Source organism: Bacteroidales bacterium (genome assembly GCA_014860585.1).
Lineage (GTDB): Bacteria > Bacteroidota > Bacteroidia > Bacteroidales > 4484-276 > RZYY01.
Genome location: JACZJL010000085.1, coordinates 48,171 through 65,215 on the forward strand (window position 1 = coordinate 48,171; position 17,045 = coordinate 65,215).

Below are 17,045 nucleotides of genomic sequence, written 5' to 3' on the forward strand. Positions count from 1 at the left end.
TTAATTGTTTAATTGTTTGCTTACAAATGGCCTATGAACTTGTTTACCAACAATCGCAGTTTCTTGCTTTTATCCCTTCTTCTGGTGATTGGCCAGACAGTTTCCGGCCAGTTGACAAAAATCATGGGAACTGTGACTGACCAACAAACCGGCGAACCCATGCCCTATGTGAATATCGTATTCAACGACAAAGCCATTGGTATTACGTCAGATTTTAACGGAAAATATTCCATCGAAACTAAAACGCCCGGCGACAGCCTGATTGCCTCTTTCATGGGCTACGAAAGGCAAATTAAAAAAGTGGTAAAAGGAAAATTCCAATACATCGATTTTCAAATGGTTCCTCTTGAGTTCGAATTGCAAACGGTCGTAATCGTTGCCGGGGAAAACCCTGCCGAAGTATTATTGCGGAAAATTATCGAAAACAAATCAAATAATGATCCCACCAAATTTGATGCATTTGAGTACGAAGCATACAATAAGATTCAGATTGATGTGAACAATATTGATGATGATTTCCGGAAAAAAAGGATTTTCAGGCCATTTAGTTTCATTTTCGATTATGTGGATACATCGGCAGTTAACGGTAAAACCTACCTTCCGATTTTTCTTTCTGAAGCTGTTTCGAATGTTTATTATCGTAAGAATCCGCGTGCTTCCATCGAAAAGATAAAAGCGACCAAAGTATCGGGAATCGAAAACGAGAGCATGACACAGTTTTTAGGCGACAAAGTTCAATACACCAACGTTTATGATAATTATATCGAGCTTTTTCAGAAAAATTTCGTGAGCCCGATTGCCAACTTCGGGCTGAATTTTTACAGGTATTACCTTGTCGACAGTGCTTATCACGACAACAAATGGTGTTACAAGGTGATGTTCAAACCACGACGAAAGCAAACACTGACTTTTACCGGCCATTACTGGGTGCACGATACAACATTTGCCATTAAGGAGATTGAAATGAAGATTGCAGATGATGCCAATATTAACTTCATCAATGACATGGTGATAGCCAAAACCTACGATTTGATCAGCGACACCTCGTGGCTGCCGGTGAGAGACTTTGTGATCGGCGATTTTAACCTGATCGAAAACAATGACAAAGTGTTGGGATTTTTTGGACACAAAACCACAACCTACCGCGACTATGTTGTTAATCAGCCCCGTACGGATGATTTTTATAAAACGCCGGTAAATATCATTGTGGAAGAGAATGCCAGTAAACAGTCAGATGATTTTTGGGTCGAAAACCGCCATGAGGAGCTAACCCGAGACGAAAAGACCATTTACTTTATGATTGATACGCTGAAGACATTACCTCGCTTCAATACCTATATTGATATCATTGAGATGATCACAACCGGTTACTATGTTTCAGGGAATTTTGAGTATGGGCCTTATGCCTCACTCTTAAGCCTGAATGATGTTGAAGGCCTGCGAATGAGGATTGGCGGGCGTACCAGTAATGCATTCAGCACAAAATTGATGGTAAATGGTCACCTGGCTTATGGTACAAAAGATCAGGAGTTTAAGTATGGCGCAGGGCTGCTTTACATGCTCAGCAAAAACCCTAGGCGGGCGCTCGGTGCTTCGTACAAATTTGATATCGAGCAATTGGGCGCCAGTGAGAACGCTTTCAGAGAGGATTTCTTCCTCGCTTTCCTGTTCAGGCGAAATCCGGCTGATAAACTTTCGATGGTAAGGGAGTATAAAACTTACTATGAACATGAGTGGTTCACGGGTTTTCAAAACACAATCAATTTCATCCACCGCGATCTTTATTCGCCTGCAAATACGGATTTTCAGTTTTACTTCTACGACGATACCGTGCAAAGTTTTGTGGCGCAAAACAAGATACCTTATACTGAAGTCAGGCTCGACACCCGTCTGGCTTACCGGGAGCAATATCTGATGGGTGAGTTTGAACGGATCAGCCTGGGCGCCAAGTATCCGATTCTTGACATTCGCTATGGGTATGGTATTCCTAAAAAGTTGAACGGCGAATATGAATACCACAAATTACAACTTGGCATCACGCACTGGTTCAACGTGCTTAATATAGGTTGGAGTAAATACATGATCGAAACCGGCAGGATATGGGGAAGACTCCCTTACCCTTTGCTCAAACTGCATGAGGGAAACGAAACCTTTATCTATGATGAGTACGCTTTTAACATGATGAACTACTATGAATTTGTAAGTGACAAATACCTGAATGTTTTTTATACACATCATTTCGACGGTTACTTTTTCAACCGTGTGCCTTTGTTGCGTAAGTTAAAATGGCGTGAGGTAGTTTACGGAAGAGCGTTAATTGGGGGGCTTGACGAGAAGAACCAGGATTATTCTGTATTTCCCGAAGGCTTGTATTCCCTGGATAAACCCTACTTTGAAACAGGAGCCGGAATCGAAAACATCTTTAAGGTACTTAGGGTGGATGCCATCTGGAGGTTATCTTACCTCGATCATCCGGGAATTACAAAATTTGCTGTTTTTGTGAGCCTTCAGTTACAGTTTTAAACTATTTTTGAATTTTGATTTGAAAATCAATCAGATGATATTAGAAACAAAGAATATTTTTAAAAAGTATAAGCAGCGCATGGTTGTGAACGATGTGTCGGTGAGTGTTGAGCAGGGAGAGATCGTGGGTCTTCTTGGGCCAAACGGCGCCGGAAAAACCACCACATTTTATATGATGGTCGGATTGATCAAGCCTTACGATGGCAGGGTGTTGCTGGATAATGTGGAAATCACTTTCGAACCGATGTACCGCCGGGCGCAGCGGGGAATAGGATACCTGGCACAGGAAGCATCGGTGTTCAGAAAACTAAGCGTAGAGGACAACATCAGGGCGGTGCTTGAATTTTCGAGATTTACCAAAATCGAACAAAAAGAACGTCTTGAGCAGATGCTTGAAGAGTTTGGCCTGAAACACGTCAGGAAAAGCCAGGGGATTACACTTTCGGGTGGTGAACGCCGAAGAACCGAGATTGCCCGCGCGCTGGCTGTTGATCCAAAGTTTATCCTGCTCGATGAACCTTTTGCCGGCGTTGACCCGATTGCAGTGGAAGATATTCAAAATATCGTCAGCAAATTAAAGGAGAAAAACATCGGCATCCTCATCACCGACCACAATGTGCACGAAACCCTTTCGATTACCGACCGTGCTTACCTGCTTTTCGAAGGATCAATCCTGAAATCGGGCAATGCCGAAGAGCTTGCCGCCGATGAACATGTACGCCGGGTGTATCTAGGACAGAATTTTGAACTCAGACGATAATCATCAACCCTGACAGGGTTACAAAAACCAAAAATGCCAAAACTTTCAGCCGTCATCATCACTTTTAACGAAGAGCGCAACATTGGCCGCTGCCTCGAATCCGTTTCTGATATTGCCGATGAAATTGTTGTTGTGGATTCCCTTTCAACTGACAATACAAAGCAGATTTGTGAAAGTTTTGGAGTGCAGTTTTTCCAGGTAGCCTGGAAAGGCTATTCAGGTCAAAAAAATTATGCCAATGCCCTGGCGTCGAACAACTGGATTTTGTCCATTGATGCTGATGAGGCTATTTCAGAAGAATTGAAAGAATCAATCCTTGGATGGAAAAAGCTGCCCGATCCTCAATTTTCCAGTTTCAACCGGTTAACCAATTACTGCGGTCAGTGGATCCGCCATTGTGGCTGGTATCCCGACACTAAACTCAGAATTTTCGACAAAACCAAAGCCGTCTGGAAAGGCGAAGTTCATGAGGATCTTATCTATGACAAATCAATACAAGTCAGCCATCTCACCGGTAATCTGCTGCATTACAGTTATTACAGCGTTGAGGAACACATTGCACAGACCAATAAATTCAGCACGATCGGAGCACGGCAGCTTGTCGAAAGCGGAAAAAAAGTTTCTTTTTTAAAAGTGTTGATTAATCCATTGGTGAAATTTATCCGGAAATATGTTTTCAACCTCGGATTTCTTGACGGATACAACGGTTATGTGATCTGCCGGATTTCGGCTCTTCAAACATTCCTGAAATATTTCAAAGCCTGGCAGTTGCAGCAGGAAAGACCAAAAACCCATCAGTCATGATCTGTTTTTTCAATACAACCAAAGCCTGGGGAGGTGGCGAAAAATGGCATTTTGATATGGCTACCAGACTTTTGGATGAGGGCAAAAAAGTAATTGTGATAACAAACACGAATTCAGAATTACAAAAAAGGCTTGAGGCAAAAGGGCTGAAACCAATTGCGCTCACTGTTTCGAACCTAAGTTTTCTGAATGTTTTCAAAATGCTGCGATTGAAGCGGTTCTTCAGGAAGCACCGGGTGCGTGCGATCGTGATGAACCTTCCGGCTGATCTAAAACTGGCAGGCATTGCTGCCCGGCTGGCCGGAGTTCGCAGGGTCATTTACCGCAGAGGCAGTGCCATCCCGATTCGCAATACCATGCTCAACCGTTTTTTATTTAAAAAAGTAATCACCGATGTTTTGGTCAATTCGCTGGAAACAAAACGGACAATACTTTCCAACAAGCCAGACCTGATTGAACCGGAACGGATAAGGATGATTTATAACGGATTGAACCTATCGGAGTTTGATCTGCCTGTTTTCCCAGTAAGGGCTCAAAATGACCCGGTGATCATCGGTAACCTTGGAAGACTGGAAAAGCAAAAAGCACAACACCTGTTTATCGAATTGGGGAAAATGTTGCGGGAGGGCGGTTTTAATTTCAAAATACTGATCGGTGGGGATGGCAGGCTCAGGGAAGAGCTGGCGGGTAAAATTGCAAAGGAAGGTTTGCAACAATTCATTCAACTGGTTGGATATGTGAAAGATGTTACGGCCTTTATGCAACAGATTGATATTTTTGTTTTAACCTCTCAATGGGAGGGATTCGGATATGTGCTGGCTGAGGCGATGGCTTGTCATAAACCGGTCATTGCATTCAATCACAGCAGTAATCCCGAATTGATTGACAACCAAAAAACCGGTTTTTTGGTTGAACCTGGCAACATGGATGAGCTTTTTCAAAAAACCACTTTAATGATTAAAGATAAAAGTCTCAGGTTAGCCATGGGAAAAGCCGGGCGAGAGAGAGTAGAACGCGAATTTGATTTTGAGCAAACCTACAGGCAGATAAAGGATTTTCTCACAGCCTGATTCCCCACACTTCAAACCTCGCAGGTAATGGAGACTTTACAAAATCAAACCTGCTATATTCATTGGCAATAATTCCGCGTCGAAATGCGATGTAGTCAGATTCATTTAATCTTGCCGGGGATTTTTGCAACCCTTGATTTTAAATTTTGTCTTTAATGCGAAAGGTCATTCAGAATAACGCGAATTTGGAGCATACAGAGGTACACAAAGACGTCATAGAAAAATGCAGAAAAGGTGATGCGCGGGCACAATACGAGCTTTACCAGCTCTATGCGCGTTCGATGTACAACATCTGCCTCAGAATGATGCAAACACGCGAAGCTGCTGAAGATTTGCTGCAGGAAGCCTTTTCGGATGCTTTTGGGAAGTTGGATACATTCAGGTTTGATTCAGGTTTTGGTTCATGGCTCAAAAGAATTGTAATTAATCATTGTATTAACGAGATCAACCGCCGTAAAACTGACCTGGAGTTCTTTGACGACATGGTGATGTTTGAGAGCGAAGATGAAACGGAAGACCAGGAATACGAGAATCAGTTAAGCGTAGAAAACGTAAAAAGGGCATTGGTGCAGTTGCCTGAAGGAAGCCGGTTGATTTTTTCGCTTTATCTGCTCGAAGGTTACGATCATACAGAGATTTCAGAGATACTCAGTATTTCCGAGTCTAACTCAAAATCGCAATACATGCGGGCAAAAAGAAGGATTAAGGAAATACTTCTGAGTGGGGGAGGTAACTTCAATGAAAATTAGGATGTGATTAACATCAGCAAATTATAAAGGTCAATCATAAAGGTGAAGAAAAGATTATTCCGATTAAAATGAAAAAAGATAAATTAGAACAGTTTATTATCAGCAACCGCGATAAGTTCGACGAGTTCGAACCTGATCCTGCGCTGTTTGAGCGTATCAGGAAACCAAAACCGGTTATTCCCATGTTTAGCTGGAACAATGTGCTTTGGAAAGCTGCAGCCGTTTTGGTAATTTTTGTCGCCTCTTACTATTTTCATGACTATATGAGTCCTCGGCAGCCAATACCGCAGACTGCTGAAGCCACCTCCGAACAACCTTCGGAAATGATTCAAATGATGATCGAAGCCGAAGCTTTTTACACAGCACAAATTGACGATCGTCGGAGGGAACTGAACCTGCTGGCGCAGGATCAACCTGAAATTCAACTGGAAATTAACTATGAACTGGTGGAGTTGGATAGTATTTATGCCGACCTGAAGCGTGATTTGAAAGACAATGCCTCCAATGAGGAAGTGATCGAAGCCATGATCCAGAATTACCGGATTAAACTCGATATACTTGAAGATGTGCTGAGCCAGATGCGCTCAGCAAGAAATGAAGAAACAGAAACCAACCAAACAAATGATGTCAACTTATAATAAGCGACCATTAATTTTAATGATCTTTTGGCTGTTGGCCTGTCAATTCAGTGCCGTTGCCTACGAAAGTGTTCGTAACGAAACGAGGGCATTCGCTATCAATGCCGGAACAGAAATTCAGATTTCGAATAAGTACGGAAATGTTCATATTGTAGCCTGGGACAAGGATTCCGTGAGATTTGAGATCAACCTCGTGGTGGTTTCGAACAAAATGGACAAGGCCGAAAAGACCATGAGCGAAATTAATTTTGACTTTTTACCCACCTCACATTATGTGATTGCCAAAACCGTATTTAAAAATCCTCAGGGAACGTTTCTTGATGAAATGAGCAGCCTTGCCAACACCTTGTTTACCGCTACCAATCGTGTGAAGATTGATTACAAGGTATTTGTTCCGGAAAGCAGCCCACTGAAAATTGAAAATAAATTTGGGAACATCTTTATGACTGATTTTAAAGAGCGGGTCAACATTATCCTTTCCAACGGCGATATGAAGGCCAATGAATTCTCAAAAGAGCTCGATCTGAAAATTGATTTTGGCTCGGTAAATATCAAAAAATCAGGCGACTGTAAAATTTCATCGGGCTATGCAGAGGTGGAAATTCAACAGGCAGGCAAAGTTCGGCTCGATTCAAAGTCTTCAACCTTTGATTTTGGCGTTGTGGAATCCCTCGAGATCACTTCCCGCCGCGATAAAATCAACATTGACGCAGTAAAGGTCATCAAAGGCGACCTGTCATTCACAGATTTACGTATGGATCAATTAACAACAAATGCCATCCTGACTGCCAACTATGGAAAAATTGACCTGCAGTCAGTTCACAAAACATTTGGCGCCATTCATCTCACCGCTAAATATACCGAGGTCAGCCTGAATTTTGACAAAACATCGGCATTTAAACTGATGCTGGCGTATTCAAAACAGACAACCCTCGCAAATACCCTCGATTTCTCAAACATTAAAAAGGAAGTGATCGACGAAAAAGCCGGACTGTATCAAAGTTCAGGAATGATCGGTTCAGGAAAAAATTTCCCTGATGTGAATATCAACATCACCTCAGGACAGCTGTCGCTAACAAATTTTTAAAATAATTTGATTCAACTGCAACTGTTAACATTTAATCTTGTCAATAATGATGAAAATTAGCCGTATGAAAAGAGTAATCAGTTTATTAGTCATTACCCTGGTAATGATTGCAGCAAAAGGTTCTAAAGCGCAGGAAGTTGTAAACTCGATCGGAGTACGCTTTGGGCATGGAGGGATCTCCTACAAGTATATTGAAGATTATTACCGGGGATTCGAAACGATTCTTGCATTCCGCGACAATGGAATACAGTTTATCGGTCTTATTCAAGCCTATAAACCTATCAAAACTGACCGGATCAGTAACTTATACTTATACTATGGCGCCGGCGGACATGCAGGGTACAAAGGAATTGAAAGAACTTACGCACGACAAGGGGTAAATGGATGCGAAATATATACCGACACAAGGTTCAATCCGGTATTAGGGGCTGATGGGATTGTTGGCGCCGAATACCATTTTTACAGTATTCCACTGGCCATGAGCCTCGATTACAAACCGTTTATCGAATTTTTCAGCGAAAATATGGTCAGGGTTGACCTCTGGGATTTCGGATTTACTTTGAGGTACACATTTTAATGAATTCAATAAATTATTAATCCATAAATTATTTCACAATGAAAAAAACAAGTCTGATGTTTTTAATTGCAACATTTGTTATTTGCAATTTGTCTTTTGCTCAGGAACAGAAAGAGGGGGAAATCCGCACCTTGTTTGGCAATAACGACAAAATTTCACATGGGGGTTACGGAGCGCTCCTGATTAATTATTCTCAATTTGAAGATAAGGATGTCATCCTCGTTGGCGGCAGGGGCGGATGGATTATCAATCATGGAATTGCTATAGGATTGGGGGGATATGGATTCGCCAACCAGATTGCCTATGATGATTTACAGATAGGTGGACAAACATACGATGACTATTTTCTCAGCGGAGGATACGGAGGATTGCTGATTGAGCCAATTCTTTTTCCACATCAACCTGTGCACGTTGCATTACCAATCCTAATCGGAGGAGGGGGTGCTGCCTATGTAAACAATGGCTGGTATGACTACCAGGGTGACGACTGGGATTATTATACCATCGACAGTTCGCCGTTTTTTGTGGTTGAACCGGGTATCGAGATTGAATTTAACATGGTAAAGTTTATGCGGATCGGCTTAGGCGCCTATTATCGTTACACTTCGGGACTTAACCTCGTGAAAACCGACGAACACGTGCTGGATGGATTTTCAACGGGGTTATCGTTGAAATTTGGAAAATTCTAACAATTCACACTAAACACGGAAGCCGGCAGCGTATAAGACTGACCGGCTTTTTTTTCGGCATTACTGTTCTTCGCTTTCAATCCCGGAACCATCGAGTTCTGCAAGAATGCGGCTGACATCGCTTTCGGTTGTAGTTAGTTTTTTCCTGCAAATCCTGATGAGCTCGGATGCTCTTTTCACCTTAGCCGAAAGTTCATCAACAGTGATTTCGCCCTTTTCGATTTCGCTTACAATCTGCTGAAGCTCATGAAAGGCTTCTGTATAGTCCATTTGTTTACTCATGATCCTCGGTATTTGATGTTTTTATTATTTTGCTTTTTAGATTTCCCTGATGCAAAATGGTCTCAATGATATCGCCCTGCACAATGTTCTTCGTTGAGGTTACCGATTTACCATTTAACAAAGTAATACTGTAGCCGCGCTTAAGCACATTTTCAGGGTGCAACAAACTCAATTGTTTTTCAAGGCTGGAAAGTTCTCCTTCTGTGGATTTTAAAAATGCATCCATGTTCTTGTTCAGTAGAAAAACTTCTTGATCCAACTCATTAACAGCCCTGATTATATATATTGATGGGAGTTTTAGTAATTCGTTAAATAGTGAGTTCAGATGCCCCTTTTGCTCTTTCAGACTTGTTTTGGCATGCTGGGCAGTTTGCCGTGTTGTACTCATCACCAACTCACGATTACGCATGATTGCATAGCTTGTCACCGATCTGAAATAACGCACCTCTTCGATAAGGCGCTTCCATTCAGAATGCATAATGCTTTGGGACAACCCGGAGATTTTTCTGCTGGCATCGTTCAATGGTACAGCCAAGTTATGGAACTTCTGGATAAGATAGTCGGCCAGTTCAGTGGGTGTGATGGCATTGGTATGTGCAACCATCTCCGCAACTGTTTCGTTGGTGGAATGGCCTATACCTGTCAGTACCGGAATGGGAAAGGTGGTTATAGTCCTGGCCAGTTGATAGTTATTATAACTTGAAAGACCCACTTCTCCTCCACCACCTCTAACAATGGCCACAGCATCAAAATGACGGATGACTCTTTTTATCCGGGATAGCTGACCCATTATTGATTCCGGTGCTTTATCACCCTGCAGCAACGCCGGAAACAGCATTAGAAAATACTTGTACCCCCAGGTGTTTCCTTTGATTATTTTTTTGAAATCAGCATATCCCTTGCTGGTTTCCACAGAAATGATGGCAATCCTTTGCGGGAGTGGAGCAAGAGGGAGTAGTTTATTTTGGTCGAAGATGTCTTCCTGCTTCAATCTTTTGATGGTTTCCAGCTTCTCACGTTCGAGATCACCTAAAGTGTATGCCGGATCGATATCGAGGATCATGAGACTGATGCCATGCACAGGACTAAAGCTTACTTTGGCCAGAAATAGAATGTTGATTCCGTCTTTTAGTGGTTCTTTAAGTATGCTTAAGAAATTGTTGTTGATGCGGTTGAAGTCGTCGCTCCAAAGTGTACCCCTGATTTGTGCCACCACCTTGCCATCCTGCCGCTCCACCAAATCGGGGTAGCAATGCCCTGAGTACTTGTAAAAATTGAGTTTATTCATCTCCGCTTTGATCCAGTAAGCACCTGAGTACCATTGCTGAAAAGCACGCTGAATGCTCTGTGTAATTTCGAGCAGCGAAAATACCTTATGGTTCTGAACACTTTCGGGCATGGTGGGAATTTGATGCTGACAAATATAGCACAATGAAAGGAAAGGATGGTTGTTTCGGATTTCCGGCAACAACGCATGAGAAGTGAGCGGACAGCTCTATCTCACCTCTTTCAGCCTGCCTGCAATGATTCCGGCAATATTGTCTATCGGGATTCTGTCCTGCTTCATCGAGTCACGTTCACGGATGGTCACTGTGTTGTTTTCGAGCGTTTCGTTATCGATGGTGATACAGTAAGGCGTTCCGATGGCATCCTGTCGGCGGTAACGACGTCCGATGGCGTCCTTGTCATCGTATTGGCACATGAAGTCCAGTTTCAGGTTGTCGAAGATTTCGCGGGCTTTTTCCGGCAATCCGTCCTTTTTCACCAAAGGCAATACGGCTGCCTTGATGGGGGCAAGGAATGGCGGTATGCGCATTACCACGCGTTCCGATCCGTCTTCAAGGGTTTCTTCATTATAGGAGAAAGATAGGACGGCAAGGAATGTCCTGTCTAATCCAATCGAAGTTTCGACTACATAAGGAACATAGTTTTCGTTAAGTTCCGGGTCAAAATACTGGATTTTTTTACCTGAAAATTTTTGATGTGCACCGAGGTCGAAATCAGTTCTTGAATGAATACCTTCCAATTCTTTAAAGCCCATGGGGAAATTGAATTCAATGTCAAAAGCTGCGTTGGCGTAGTGAGCGAGTTTATCATGTTCATGGAAACGGTAATTTTCCTCCGGAATCCCCATTCCGAGGTGCCATTTCAGTCGTTGTTCCTTCCAGTATCTGAACCAGTCGAGTTCTGTTCCGGGTCTGACAAAAAACTGCATTTCCATCTGCTCAAACTCCCGCATCCTGAAAATGAACTGCCTGGCAACAATTTCATTCCGGAAGGCTTTGCCAATCTGTGCAATGCCAAATGGGATTTTCATTCTGCCTGATTTCTGCACATTGAGGTAATTCACAAAAATTCCCTGAGCTGTTTCAGGTCTTAGATAAATCGTGTTTGCACCTTCGGTGAGCGATCCTATTTGTGTAGAGAACATCAGGTTGAATTGCCTGACATCGGTCCAGTTGCGGGAGCCGGAGACAGGGCAAACAATTTCCAGTTCTTCAATAAGCAGCCGGAATTTAGTCAGATCATCGCTTTCCATGGCAGCCACAAGGCGTTTCCTGATATCCTGAATTTGTTCTGCATAACCTAAGACACGCGGGTTAGTGGCAACAAATTGATCACGGTCAAAGGCATCGCCAAAACGTTTTGCCGCTTTTTCTATTTCTTTTTCAATCTTACCTTCGATTTTCAGCATATGATCTTCCACAAGAACATCAGCTCTGTAACGTTTTTTAGAATCTTTGTTGTCAATCATCGGATCGTTGAACGCATCCACGTGCCCCGATGCTTTCCAGGTAGTAGGATGCATGAATATGGCAGAATCCAGTCCGACAATATTTTCATGATGCTGAACCATGGATTTCCACCAGTAATTCTTGATGTTGTTTTTCATCTCAACGCCGTATTGACCGTAATCATAAACGGCACTCAGTCCATCATAAATTTCGCTGGATTGAAATACAAACCCATACTCCTTGGAGTGGGAAATTATTTTTTTCAGTTTGTCTTCGTTGTTTGTCATGCTGCAAAAATATAAGAATTGTGAATTGTGGGTATGGTAAATACTTTCCTGCCTCTGGTCAGTTTACTATCGGGTAACCTTCCGGAACGTTAAAAGGCATCGAAATGGGCTCATCCATTCCTGTTTTAATGTGTTTCACGGTTACCTTTACGGGAACATCGGCTTCGATTGTATAATCAACCCGGGTGGGAAATTTCATATTTTGGAGGTCCAGGAAGTCAGAGTAAAATGCAGTGAGTTTTTTGCTGTTACGTGTCAGTTCTTTAAGCCTAATTTCACTAATTTTAAATGAAGCCGGGTCGAGCCAGATGGTTTGCAGAAGTAAGCGTGTGTTGTCTTCGTTATTCCGGACGAATTTTTTCAGTTTATTCCGGCCGGTTGTGATCAGGCGGTATCTTTTACCGTCGACAGAGGCTTTGAAATTTATGTCTTCATAATACTCAAAGTCATTGCCAATCAGGAGTGATTGCAGAATCCCGAAATCGATGTTGGCACTCAGGAAATCATTGACGAACACATAATCTCCTGCGAAGTAATTCTTATTGATCCGGTCGATGAATTTAACAGAATCCTCAGTGATAAGAAAGCGTGCAATCTCGATTCCCAGGTCCTGGTTAAAACTGATCCAGATGGCACTGTCTTTGACTATCCGCACCTGGCCTTTGAAGTCGTTTTGTTTCCGGTCGTAGGAGTAATCAACTGTAAATTTTGAAGTGAGCGTTTTGAACTTCAATTCGTTATCATGAAGTTTCGTCATAAGGTAATCGACACCTTCCTCTTTGATGGGTCCTTTTATTGCACTTCGATTACTTTGGCATGCACCAAAGAAAGTGACGATCAAAATGAATATTAGCAGATGCGATAAGGAAACCTGTTTGGGATAAAATGACCTGATGATTGTTTTACTCATATAAAGTTCCGGTTCGTATCTTTTTCTCTAAAAACTCTGAAGTGTCGTTTTCATTACTTTTTTCTCCCGCTTTGATCCAGTATTGCAAGGCTTCATCTTTTCTTCCGAGTTTAAAAAGCACATCGCCATAATGTTCCAAAAGCACAGCGCTGTCTTCTTCATCACTGTCGAGTGCTTTTTTGATCCATTTTTCAGCCTCTGCGTATTCACCCAGTTTGAAAAGAACCCACCCGTAAGTATCCTGAAATGATGATTTATCGGGACTAATTTGGTTGGCCAAAGCGGCCATTTCGCGTGCGCGCTCCAGTTTTTGACCTCTTAGCGAAAGGTAATAGCTGTAATTGTTGAGAATGAAAGCATCATCCGGTTTTAGTTCAAGGGCTTTTTCGTAACTCTCATCAGATTTTTCAAATTCACTCAATCGGTTGTAAACATCACCCAAAGTACTGTAAAATTGCGCTTCTAGGACATTGTTGTCTACTACCAAAGTTAAACCGGTTTCAAGCGGACGGAGGGCAGCGTTGAAATCCTTCAGCTGGTAATGGGCAAAACCATTGAACAGGTAGGCGATTGGTTGCATGGGGAAAAGTTCGATCATGCTGTTGCTTGTGGCCAGTACTGCGTTGGAGTCGAGAAGGTCGTTTTCGATAAATAGTTTTTGTTCCCACATTGAGTAGCTGCTGATGTCTTTTTCGAGTACCTCGTTAATAACCTCCAGCGCCTTTTCATACTGCATGTTGCGGTAGAGCATCTCGCCATAAATCGAAAGCGCCCTTGTATCGTCCGGATGTGCATCGGCCAGTAAGGTAGACAATTCCAGCACGGTTGACTTTTTTGTATTATAAAATTCATCTATGGTAAAGAAGGAGAGCATGACCTGTATTTTTGTATCAAGATCAAGGTCCGGATTGGCAAATCCCAGCTTTAGCTCTTCGATGGCCAGGGCATCTTCACCTTTGGAGCGGTGCAAATCGGCCAGCGAGATATGAATAAACGGGTTATCAGGCTCAATTTCAGCTATTCTTTTGTAAATGTCAAGTGCATTACTTTCCTGGCCAAGTGCTAAATATGACTCAGCCAGAATTTGCAGGTAACGGACATTTTCAGGATAAGCGCTGACCAAACCTTCTATTTCAGCAAGGGCTTGCTTAGGACGTTCTGATTCGAGATATAATTTATGCTTTTGAAGAGAAATATCCTCGGTTTTTCCGATTTTGTCCTCTATTTCGTCATAAACCGCAATGGCCTTTTTAAAATCTCCTGCAATGATATAAGACATTGCTAAGTCAAGACGGTATTCAATTTTGTCAGGGAACCGGTTGATGAGGGATTCCTGGGTGAGCATCAGTTTGTCGATCTGATAGGTTTGTTTGTAAAGGTCGGCCAGGAATTGATAGTACCATTCGTTATCCGGATTTATTTCTATGGCTTTTTCCATCAGATGAACAGCGTCGCCCGGACGATTGGCCATGCCATAAATCCTTGCCAGTTCATACATCGAGGCATCATGATCAGGGTCAATATTCAGCACTGCCCTGTACAGTTGCTCCGCTTCAACCCAGTTGCCGAGAATCCGCTCTTTAGCGGCATTCATAAAGAGTTCTTTCCGCTGGTTGATTTGCTGTTCCGATAGTGATTTACTTTCTTTCGGTTTTCGCTGTGCCGCCAGGTGGTGGCCAAAGCTGCCCAACAAAATGAATAGTATTACAAAAAGTTTTATTAAACGTTGTTTTATCATGTTATGCTTCTGTTATCTATTTAATAAACCGTCTTCAACAATTCAAGACTTCAGGTTAAATATTCAATAGCGATTAATTAACAATTAAAAACATGATTTTATTCTGATTGGTGTGAATAAATTTGCCAGGGTAAGATCTATTTTTTTCCTGTATGACCGAAACCACCAGCGCCGCGTCCGGTTGGTTGCAATTCTTCTACCTGGATCCATTCAGCATGTTCAACCTTTGAGATGATCATTTGCGCAATGCGATCACCATCATTGATCACGAAAGCCTCATTAGACAGATTAACCAAAATGATTTTTATTTCACCACGGTAGTCAGCATCAATGGTTCCCGGTGTGTTAACGAGTGAAATCCCATGCCTGGCAGCCAATCCGCTTCTTGGTCTGATCTGAGCCTCAAAACCTACAGGTAATTCAACAAACAGTCCTGTAGGTATTAATGATCTTTCCAGCGATTTCAGGGTTACAGGTGATTCGAGGTTTGCACGTAAATCCATCCCGGCTGAAGCCACCGTTTCATAAGCTGGCAAGGGATGTTTAGAGGTGTTTACAATTTTGATTCTCATCATACATTGAAATAAGGCGGCAAAAATAAGGAAAAGAAAATGGGTGTAAACAATCCATTTTTTTTGCTTCACATGAATTATTCATAGCATACCTGTTGCAAAGGTCATCTTTCTATGTTACTGGAAGTCAATAAGCTGCATTGATTTTTTTGTTAATCACCCTTCAAGCCCAAAACCAATGAAAAAGGATAAACTATTAATTGGGAATTCTACTGATTGGTTTGAGCCTGTTGTTCTTCTTCCGGTGTAATCCATCCACCGCCCAATGCTTTGTAGAGCTTAACGTAAGAAGACAAATAGGCCTGCCTGGTGTAAGCAAGTTCTATCTCAATGGAAAAGAGGGTCCGCTCGGTGTCAAGAACTTCCAGGTAGCTGGTCACCCCTGCATCATACCTCTCCCTTGATAATTTATTTGCATTAAGAGCAGCCAAATATTGGGACTCGTTTATGGCCAACTGGCGACGGTAAGTTTCAACCTCCACCAGTGCATCTTCCACTTCCCTGAAGGCCTGCAAAACGACGGATTCATATTGAATGATGGCTTCTTCAGTCCTGTATCTTTCAATGTCCACCCTTTTTTTGTTTTTGCCGAAATTGAAAATGGGACCGAAAATCCCTCCGGCAGCCGACCATCCAAGACCTCCAGTGGTAAAGGCTGTGAGATCGGAACCGGCGCTACCCAGCATACCTGTCAGAGCAATGGAGGGCAAACGCAAAGCTTGTGCATAACTGATCTGGGCATTTTGTGCCACAACGAATTGCTCGGCCTGCAAAATATCCGGGCGCCTTTCCAGAATGGATGACGGAATACCTGTTGGAATATCCGGCGGGATCTGCTGAGTAATTAGGGTGCTGCCGGGGATGTAGGATTGAGGGTGACGTCCAAGCAGAATCTGGAGCGCGTTGTTGGTTTGTGCAATGGCTCGTTCATATTCCGGAATTGATGCAGCAGCAATGGCTTCCTGGATTTGTGCCTGGTTGAGGTCAAGCTCGGGGATGATCCCTTTTTCGTATCGCAGGGCGAAAAGTTCGGTGGTGTATTTGCGCGACTCAAGAGTGCGTTCAGCAACGGCGAGCCTTTCTTTGTAATCGAGCAAAAGAAAATACGCGTAGGCTACATCTGAAATGATGGCAATTTCCACCGATCGTTTTGCATACTCACCTGCCAACAGGTCAGCTTTTGCTGTTTCGGTCAGCGAACGGTATTTCCCCCAAAAATCAATCTCCCACTGCAGGTTGGCTGAGGCAAAGAAATTATTCGAAACGTCTGCATATTTCTGGGTTCCCGAAAAGTTTCCGGTTGATGCTCCACCATCATAACCAATGCCTGGATACTGGTTGGGGCGTGTGTATCCTAAAACGGCTCTTGCCTGGTCTATGCGACTCGCAGCAATGCGAACGTCTTTGTTCTGGACAAGGGCAATTTTGATTAAAGTATCCAGTTCAGGATCTCTGAAAAGCTCCCACCACTTAAGGTTTATTGTTGAATCGGCTGAAGTAGAAAGCATGTAAGCATTTGGACTGTCAATTTCTGGCCGTTGGTATTTTGGGCCGAGCATGCATCCTGGCAGAAAAATTACGGCTCCACTCAGCAGGATAAATAAAAGCTTGATTTTAGCCATGA

16 protein-coding genes are annotated in these 17,045 nt (G+C 42.8%); 9 read left to right on the forward strand and 7 right to left on the reverse strand.

Going from position 1 to position 17,045, the window contains the following annotated elements; translation table 11 throughout:
* The first annotated feature begins 33 nt into the window (after window positions 1–33).
* The 9 genes from IH598_08530 (at window position 34) to IH598_08570 (ending at window position 8,897) form a co-directional block, all read left to right on the forward strand.
* The gene (locus IH598_08530; protein ID MBE0638552.1) at window positions 34–2,523 is read left to right on the forward strand and encodes a carboxypeptidase-like regulatory domain-containing protein; all 2,490 of its coding nucleotides are present in this window, start codon (window positions 34–36) and stop codon (window positions 2,521–2,523) included.
* Window positions 2,524–2,557: 34 nt separating this feature from the next.
* Window positions 2,558–3,283, forward strand: coding sequence for an LPS export ABC transporter ATP-binding protein (lptB, locus tag IH598_08535; protein ID MBE0638553.1), 726 nt, complete (start codon window positions 2,558–2,560; stop codon window positions 3,281–3,283).
* 33 nt (window positions 3,284–3,316) lie between these two features.
* The gene (locus IH598_08540; protein ID MBE0638554.1) at window positions 3,317–4,087 is read left to right on the forward strand and encodes a glycosyltransferase family 2 protein; all 771 of its coding nucleotides are present in this window, start codon (window positions 3,317–3,319) and stop codon (window positions 4,085–4,087) included.
* Window positions 4,084–5,157 (forward strand): glycosyltransferase, encoded by a 1,074-nt coding sequence (locus tag IH598_08545; protein ID MBE0638555.1) that lies wholly within the window; start codon window positions 4,084–4,086, stop codon window positions 5,155–5,157. Before IH598_08540 ends, IH598_08545 begins: the two co-directional genes overlap by 4 nt.
* A 155-nt stretch (window positions 5,158–5,312) precedes the next feature.
* Window positions 5,313–5,906, forward strand: a complete 594-nt coding sequence (locus tag IH598_08550; GenBank protein ID MBE0638556.1) for a sigma-70 family RNA polymerase sigma factor — start codon at window positions 5,313–5,315, stop codon at window positions 5,904–5,906.
* A 68-nt stretch (window positions 5,907–5,974) separates the two neighbouring features.
* Window positions 5,975–6,544: a hypothetical protein gene (locus tag IH598_08555; protein MBE0638557.1), complete on the forward strand. Its 570-nt coding sequence runs from the start codon at window positions 5,975–5,977 to the stop codon at window positions 6,542–6,544.
* Window positions 6,531–7,631: a hypothetical protein gene (locus IH598_08560; protein ID MBE0638558.1), complete on the forward strand. Its 1,101-nt coding sequence runs from the start codon at window positions 6,531–6,533 to the stop codon at window positions 7,629–7,631. The genes IH598_08555 and IH598_08560 overlap by 14 nt, the downstream gene beginning before the upstream one ends.
* A 64-nt stretch (window positions 7,632–7,695) precedes the next feature.
* The gene (locus tag IH598_08565; GenBank protein MBE0638559.1) at window positions 7,696–8,208 is read left to right on the forward strand and encodes a hypothetical protein; all 513 of its coding nucleotides are present in this window, start codon (window positions 7,696–7,698) and stop codon (window positions 8,206–8,208) included.
* Between the two features lie 38 nt (window positions 8,209–8,246).
* On the forward strand, window positions 8,247–8,897 hold the full coding sequence (locus IH598_08570; protein ID MBE0638560.1) for a hypothetical protein: 651 nt from the start codon (window positions 8,247–8,249) through the stop codon (window positions 8,895–8,897).
* Between the two features lie 60 nt (window positions 8,898–8,957).
* On the opposite strand, the gene xseB is transcribed toward IH598_08570, so the two are convergent.
* From xseB to IH598_08605, 7 genes are all read right to left on the reverse strand, one after another.
* Complete coding sequence (gene xseB, locus IH598_08575) at window positions 8,958–9,179, reverse strand: exodeoxyribonuclease VII small subunit (GenBank protein ID MBE0638561.1); 222 nt, start codon at window positions 9,177–9,179, stop codon at window positions 8,958–8,960.
* Window positions 9,172–10,578 carry an exodeoxyribonuclease VII large subunit gene (gene xseA, locus IH598_08580; GenBank protein ID MBE0638562.1) on the reverse strand — a complete coding sequence of 469 codons (1,407 nt, stop codon included), beginning with the start codon at window positions 10,576–10,578 and terminating at the stop codon, window positions 9,172–9,174. Before xseA ends, xseB begins: the two co-directional genes overlap by 8 nt.
* Before the next feature lie 96 nt (window positions 10,579–10,674).
* A complete protein-coding gene (locus IH598_08585) occupies window positions 10,675–12,201 on the reverse strand; it encodes a glycine--tRNA ligase (GenBank protein MBE0638563.1) in 1,527 nt (508 codons plus the stop codon).
* Window positions 12,202–12,259: 58 nt separating this feature from the next.
* Window positions 12,260–13,111 (reverse strand): DUF4292 domain-containing protein, encoded by an 852-nt coding sequence (locus IH598_08590; protein MBE0638564.1) that lies wholly within the window; start codon window positions 13,109–13,111, stop codon window positions 12,260–12,262.
* Window positions 13,104–14,849, reverse strand: coding sequence for a tetratricopeptide repeat protein (locus IH598_08595; protein MBE0638565.1), 1,746 nt, complete (start codon window positions 14,847–14,849; stop codon window positions 13,104–13,106). The genes IH598_08590 and IH598_08595 overlap by 8 nt, the downstream gene beginning before the upstream one ends.
* 137 nt (window positions 14,850–14,986) lie before the next feature.
* Window positions 14,987–15,421, reverse strand: a complete 435-nt coding sequence (dut, locus tag IH598_08600) for a dUTP diphosphatase (protein MBE0638566.1) — start codon at window positions 15,419–15,421, stop codon at window positions 14,987–14,989.
* 209 nt (window positions 15,422–15,630) lie between these two features.
* Window positions 15,631–17,043, reverse strand: a complete 1,413-nt coding sequence (locus tag IH598_08605) for an efflux transporter outer membrane subunit (protein ID MBE0638567.1) — start codon at window positions 17,041–17,043, stop codon at window positions 15,631–15,633.
* Window positions 17,044–17,045: the final 2 nt, after the last annotated feature.

Excerpts from the sequence above, each read along its gene's own strand:
- IH598_08530 (MBE0638552.1), top strand. The coding sequence starts at position 34 with ATGAACTTGTTTACCAACAATCGCAGTTTCTTGCTTTTATCCCTTCTT.
- lptB (MBE0638553.1), top strand. The coding sequence starts at position 2,558 with ATGATATTAGAAACAAAGAATATTTTTAAAAAGTATAAGCAGCGCATG.
- IH598_08540 (MBE0638554.1), top strand. The coding sequence starts at position 3,317 with ATGCCAAAACTTTCAGCCGTCATCATCACTTTTAACGAAGAGCGCAAC.
- IH598_08545 (MBE0638555.1), top strand. The coding sequence starts at position 4,084 with ATGATCTGTTTTTTCAATACAACCAAAGCCTGGGGAGGTGGCGAAAAA.
- IH598_08550 (MBE0638556.1), top strand. The coding sequence starts at position 5,313 with ATGCGAAAGGTCATTCAGAATAACGCGAATTTGGAGCATACAGAGGTA.
- IH598_08555 (MBE0638557.1), top strand. The coding sequence starts at position 5,975 with ATGAAAAAAGATAAATTAGAACAGTTTATTATCAGCAACCGCGATAAG.
- IH598_08560 (MBE0638558.1), top strand. The coding sequence starts at position 6,531 with ATGTCAACTTATAATAAGCGACCATTAATTTTAATGATCTTTTGGCTG.
- IH598_08565 (MBE0638559.1), top strand. The coding sequence starts at position 7,696 with ATGAAAAGAGTAATCAGTTTATTAGTCATTACCCTGGTAATGATTGCA.
- IH598_08570 (MBE0638560.1), top strand. The coding sequence starts at position 8,247 with ATGAAAAAAACAAGTCTGATGTTTTTAATTGCAACATTTGTTATTTGC.
- xseB (MBE0638561.1), bottom strand. The coding sequence starts at position 9,179 with ATGAGTAAACAAATGGACTATACAGAAGCCTTTCATGAGCTTCAGCAG.
- xseA (MBE0638562.1), bottom strand. The coding sequence starts at position 10,578 with ATGCCCGAAAGTGTTCAGAACCATAAGGTATTTTCGCTGCTCGAAATT.
- IH598_08585 (MBE0638563.1), bottom strand. The coding sequence starts at position 12,201 with ATGACAAACAACGAAGACAAACTGAAAAAAATAATTTCCCACTCCAAG.
- IH598_08590 (MBE0638564.1), bottom strand. The coding sequence starts at position 13,111 with ATGAGTAAAACAATCATCAGGTCATTTTATCCCAAACAGGTTTCCTTA.
- IH598_08595 (MBE0638565.1), bottom strand. The coding sequence starts at position 14,849 with ATGATAAAACAACGTTTAATAAAACTTTTTGTAATACTATTCATTTTG.
- dut (MBE0638566.1), bottom strand. The coding sequence starts at position 15,421 with ATGAGAATCAAAATTGTAAACACCTCTAAACATCCCTTGCCAGCTTAT.
- IH598_08605 (MBE0638567.1), bottom strand. The coding sequence starts at position 17,043 with ATGGCTAAAATCAAGCTTTTATTTATCCTGCTGAGTGGAGCCGTAATT.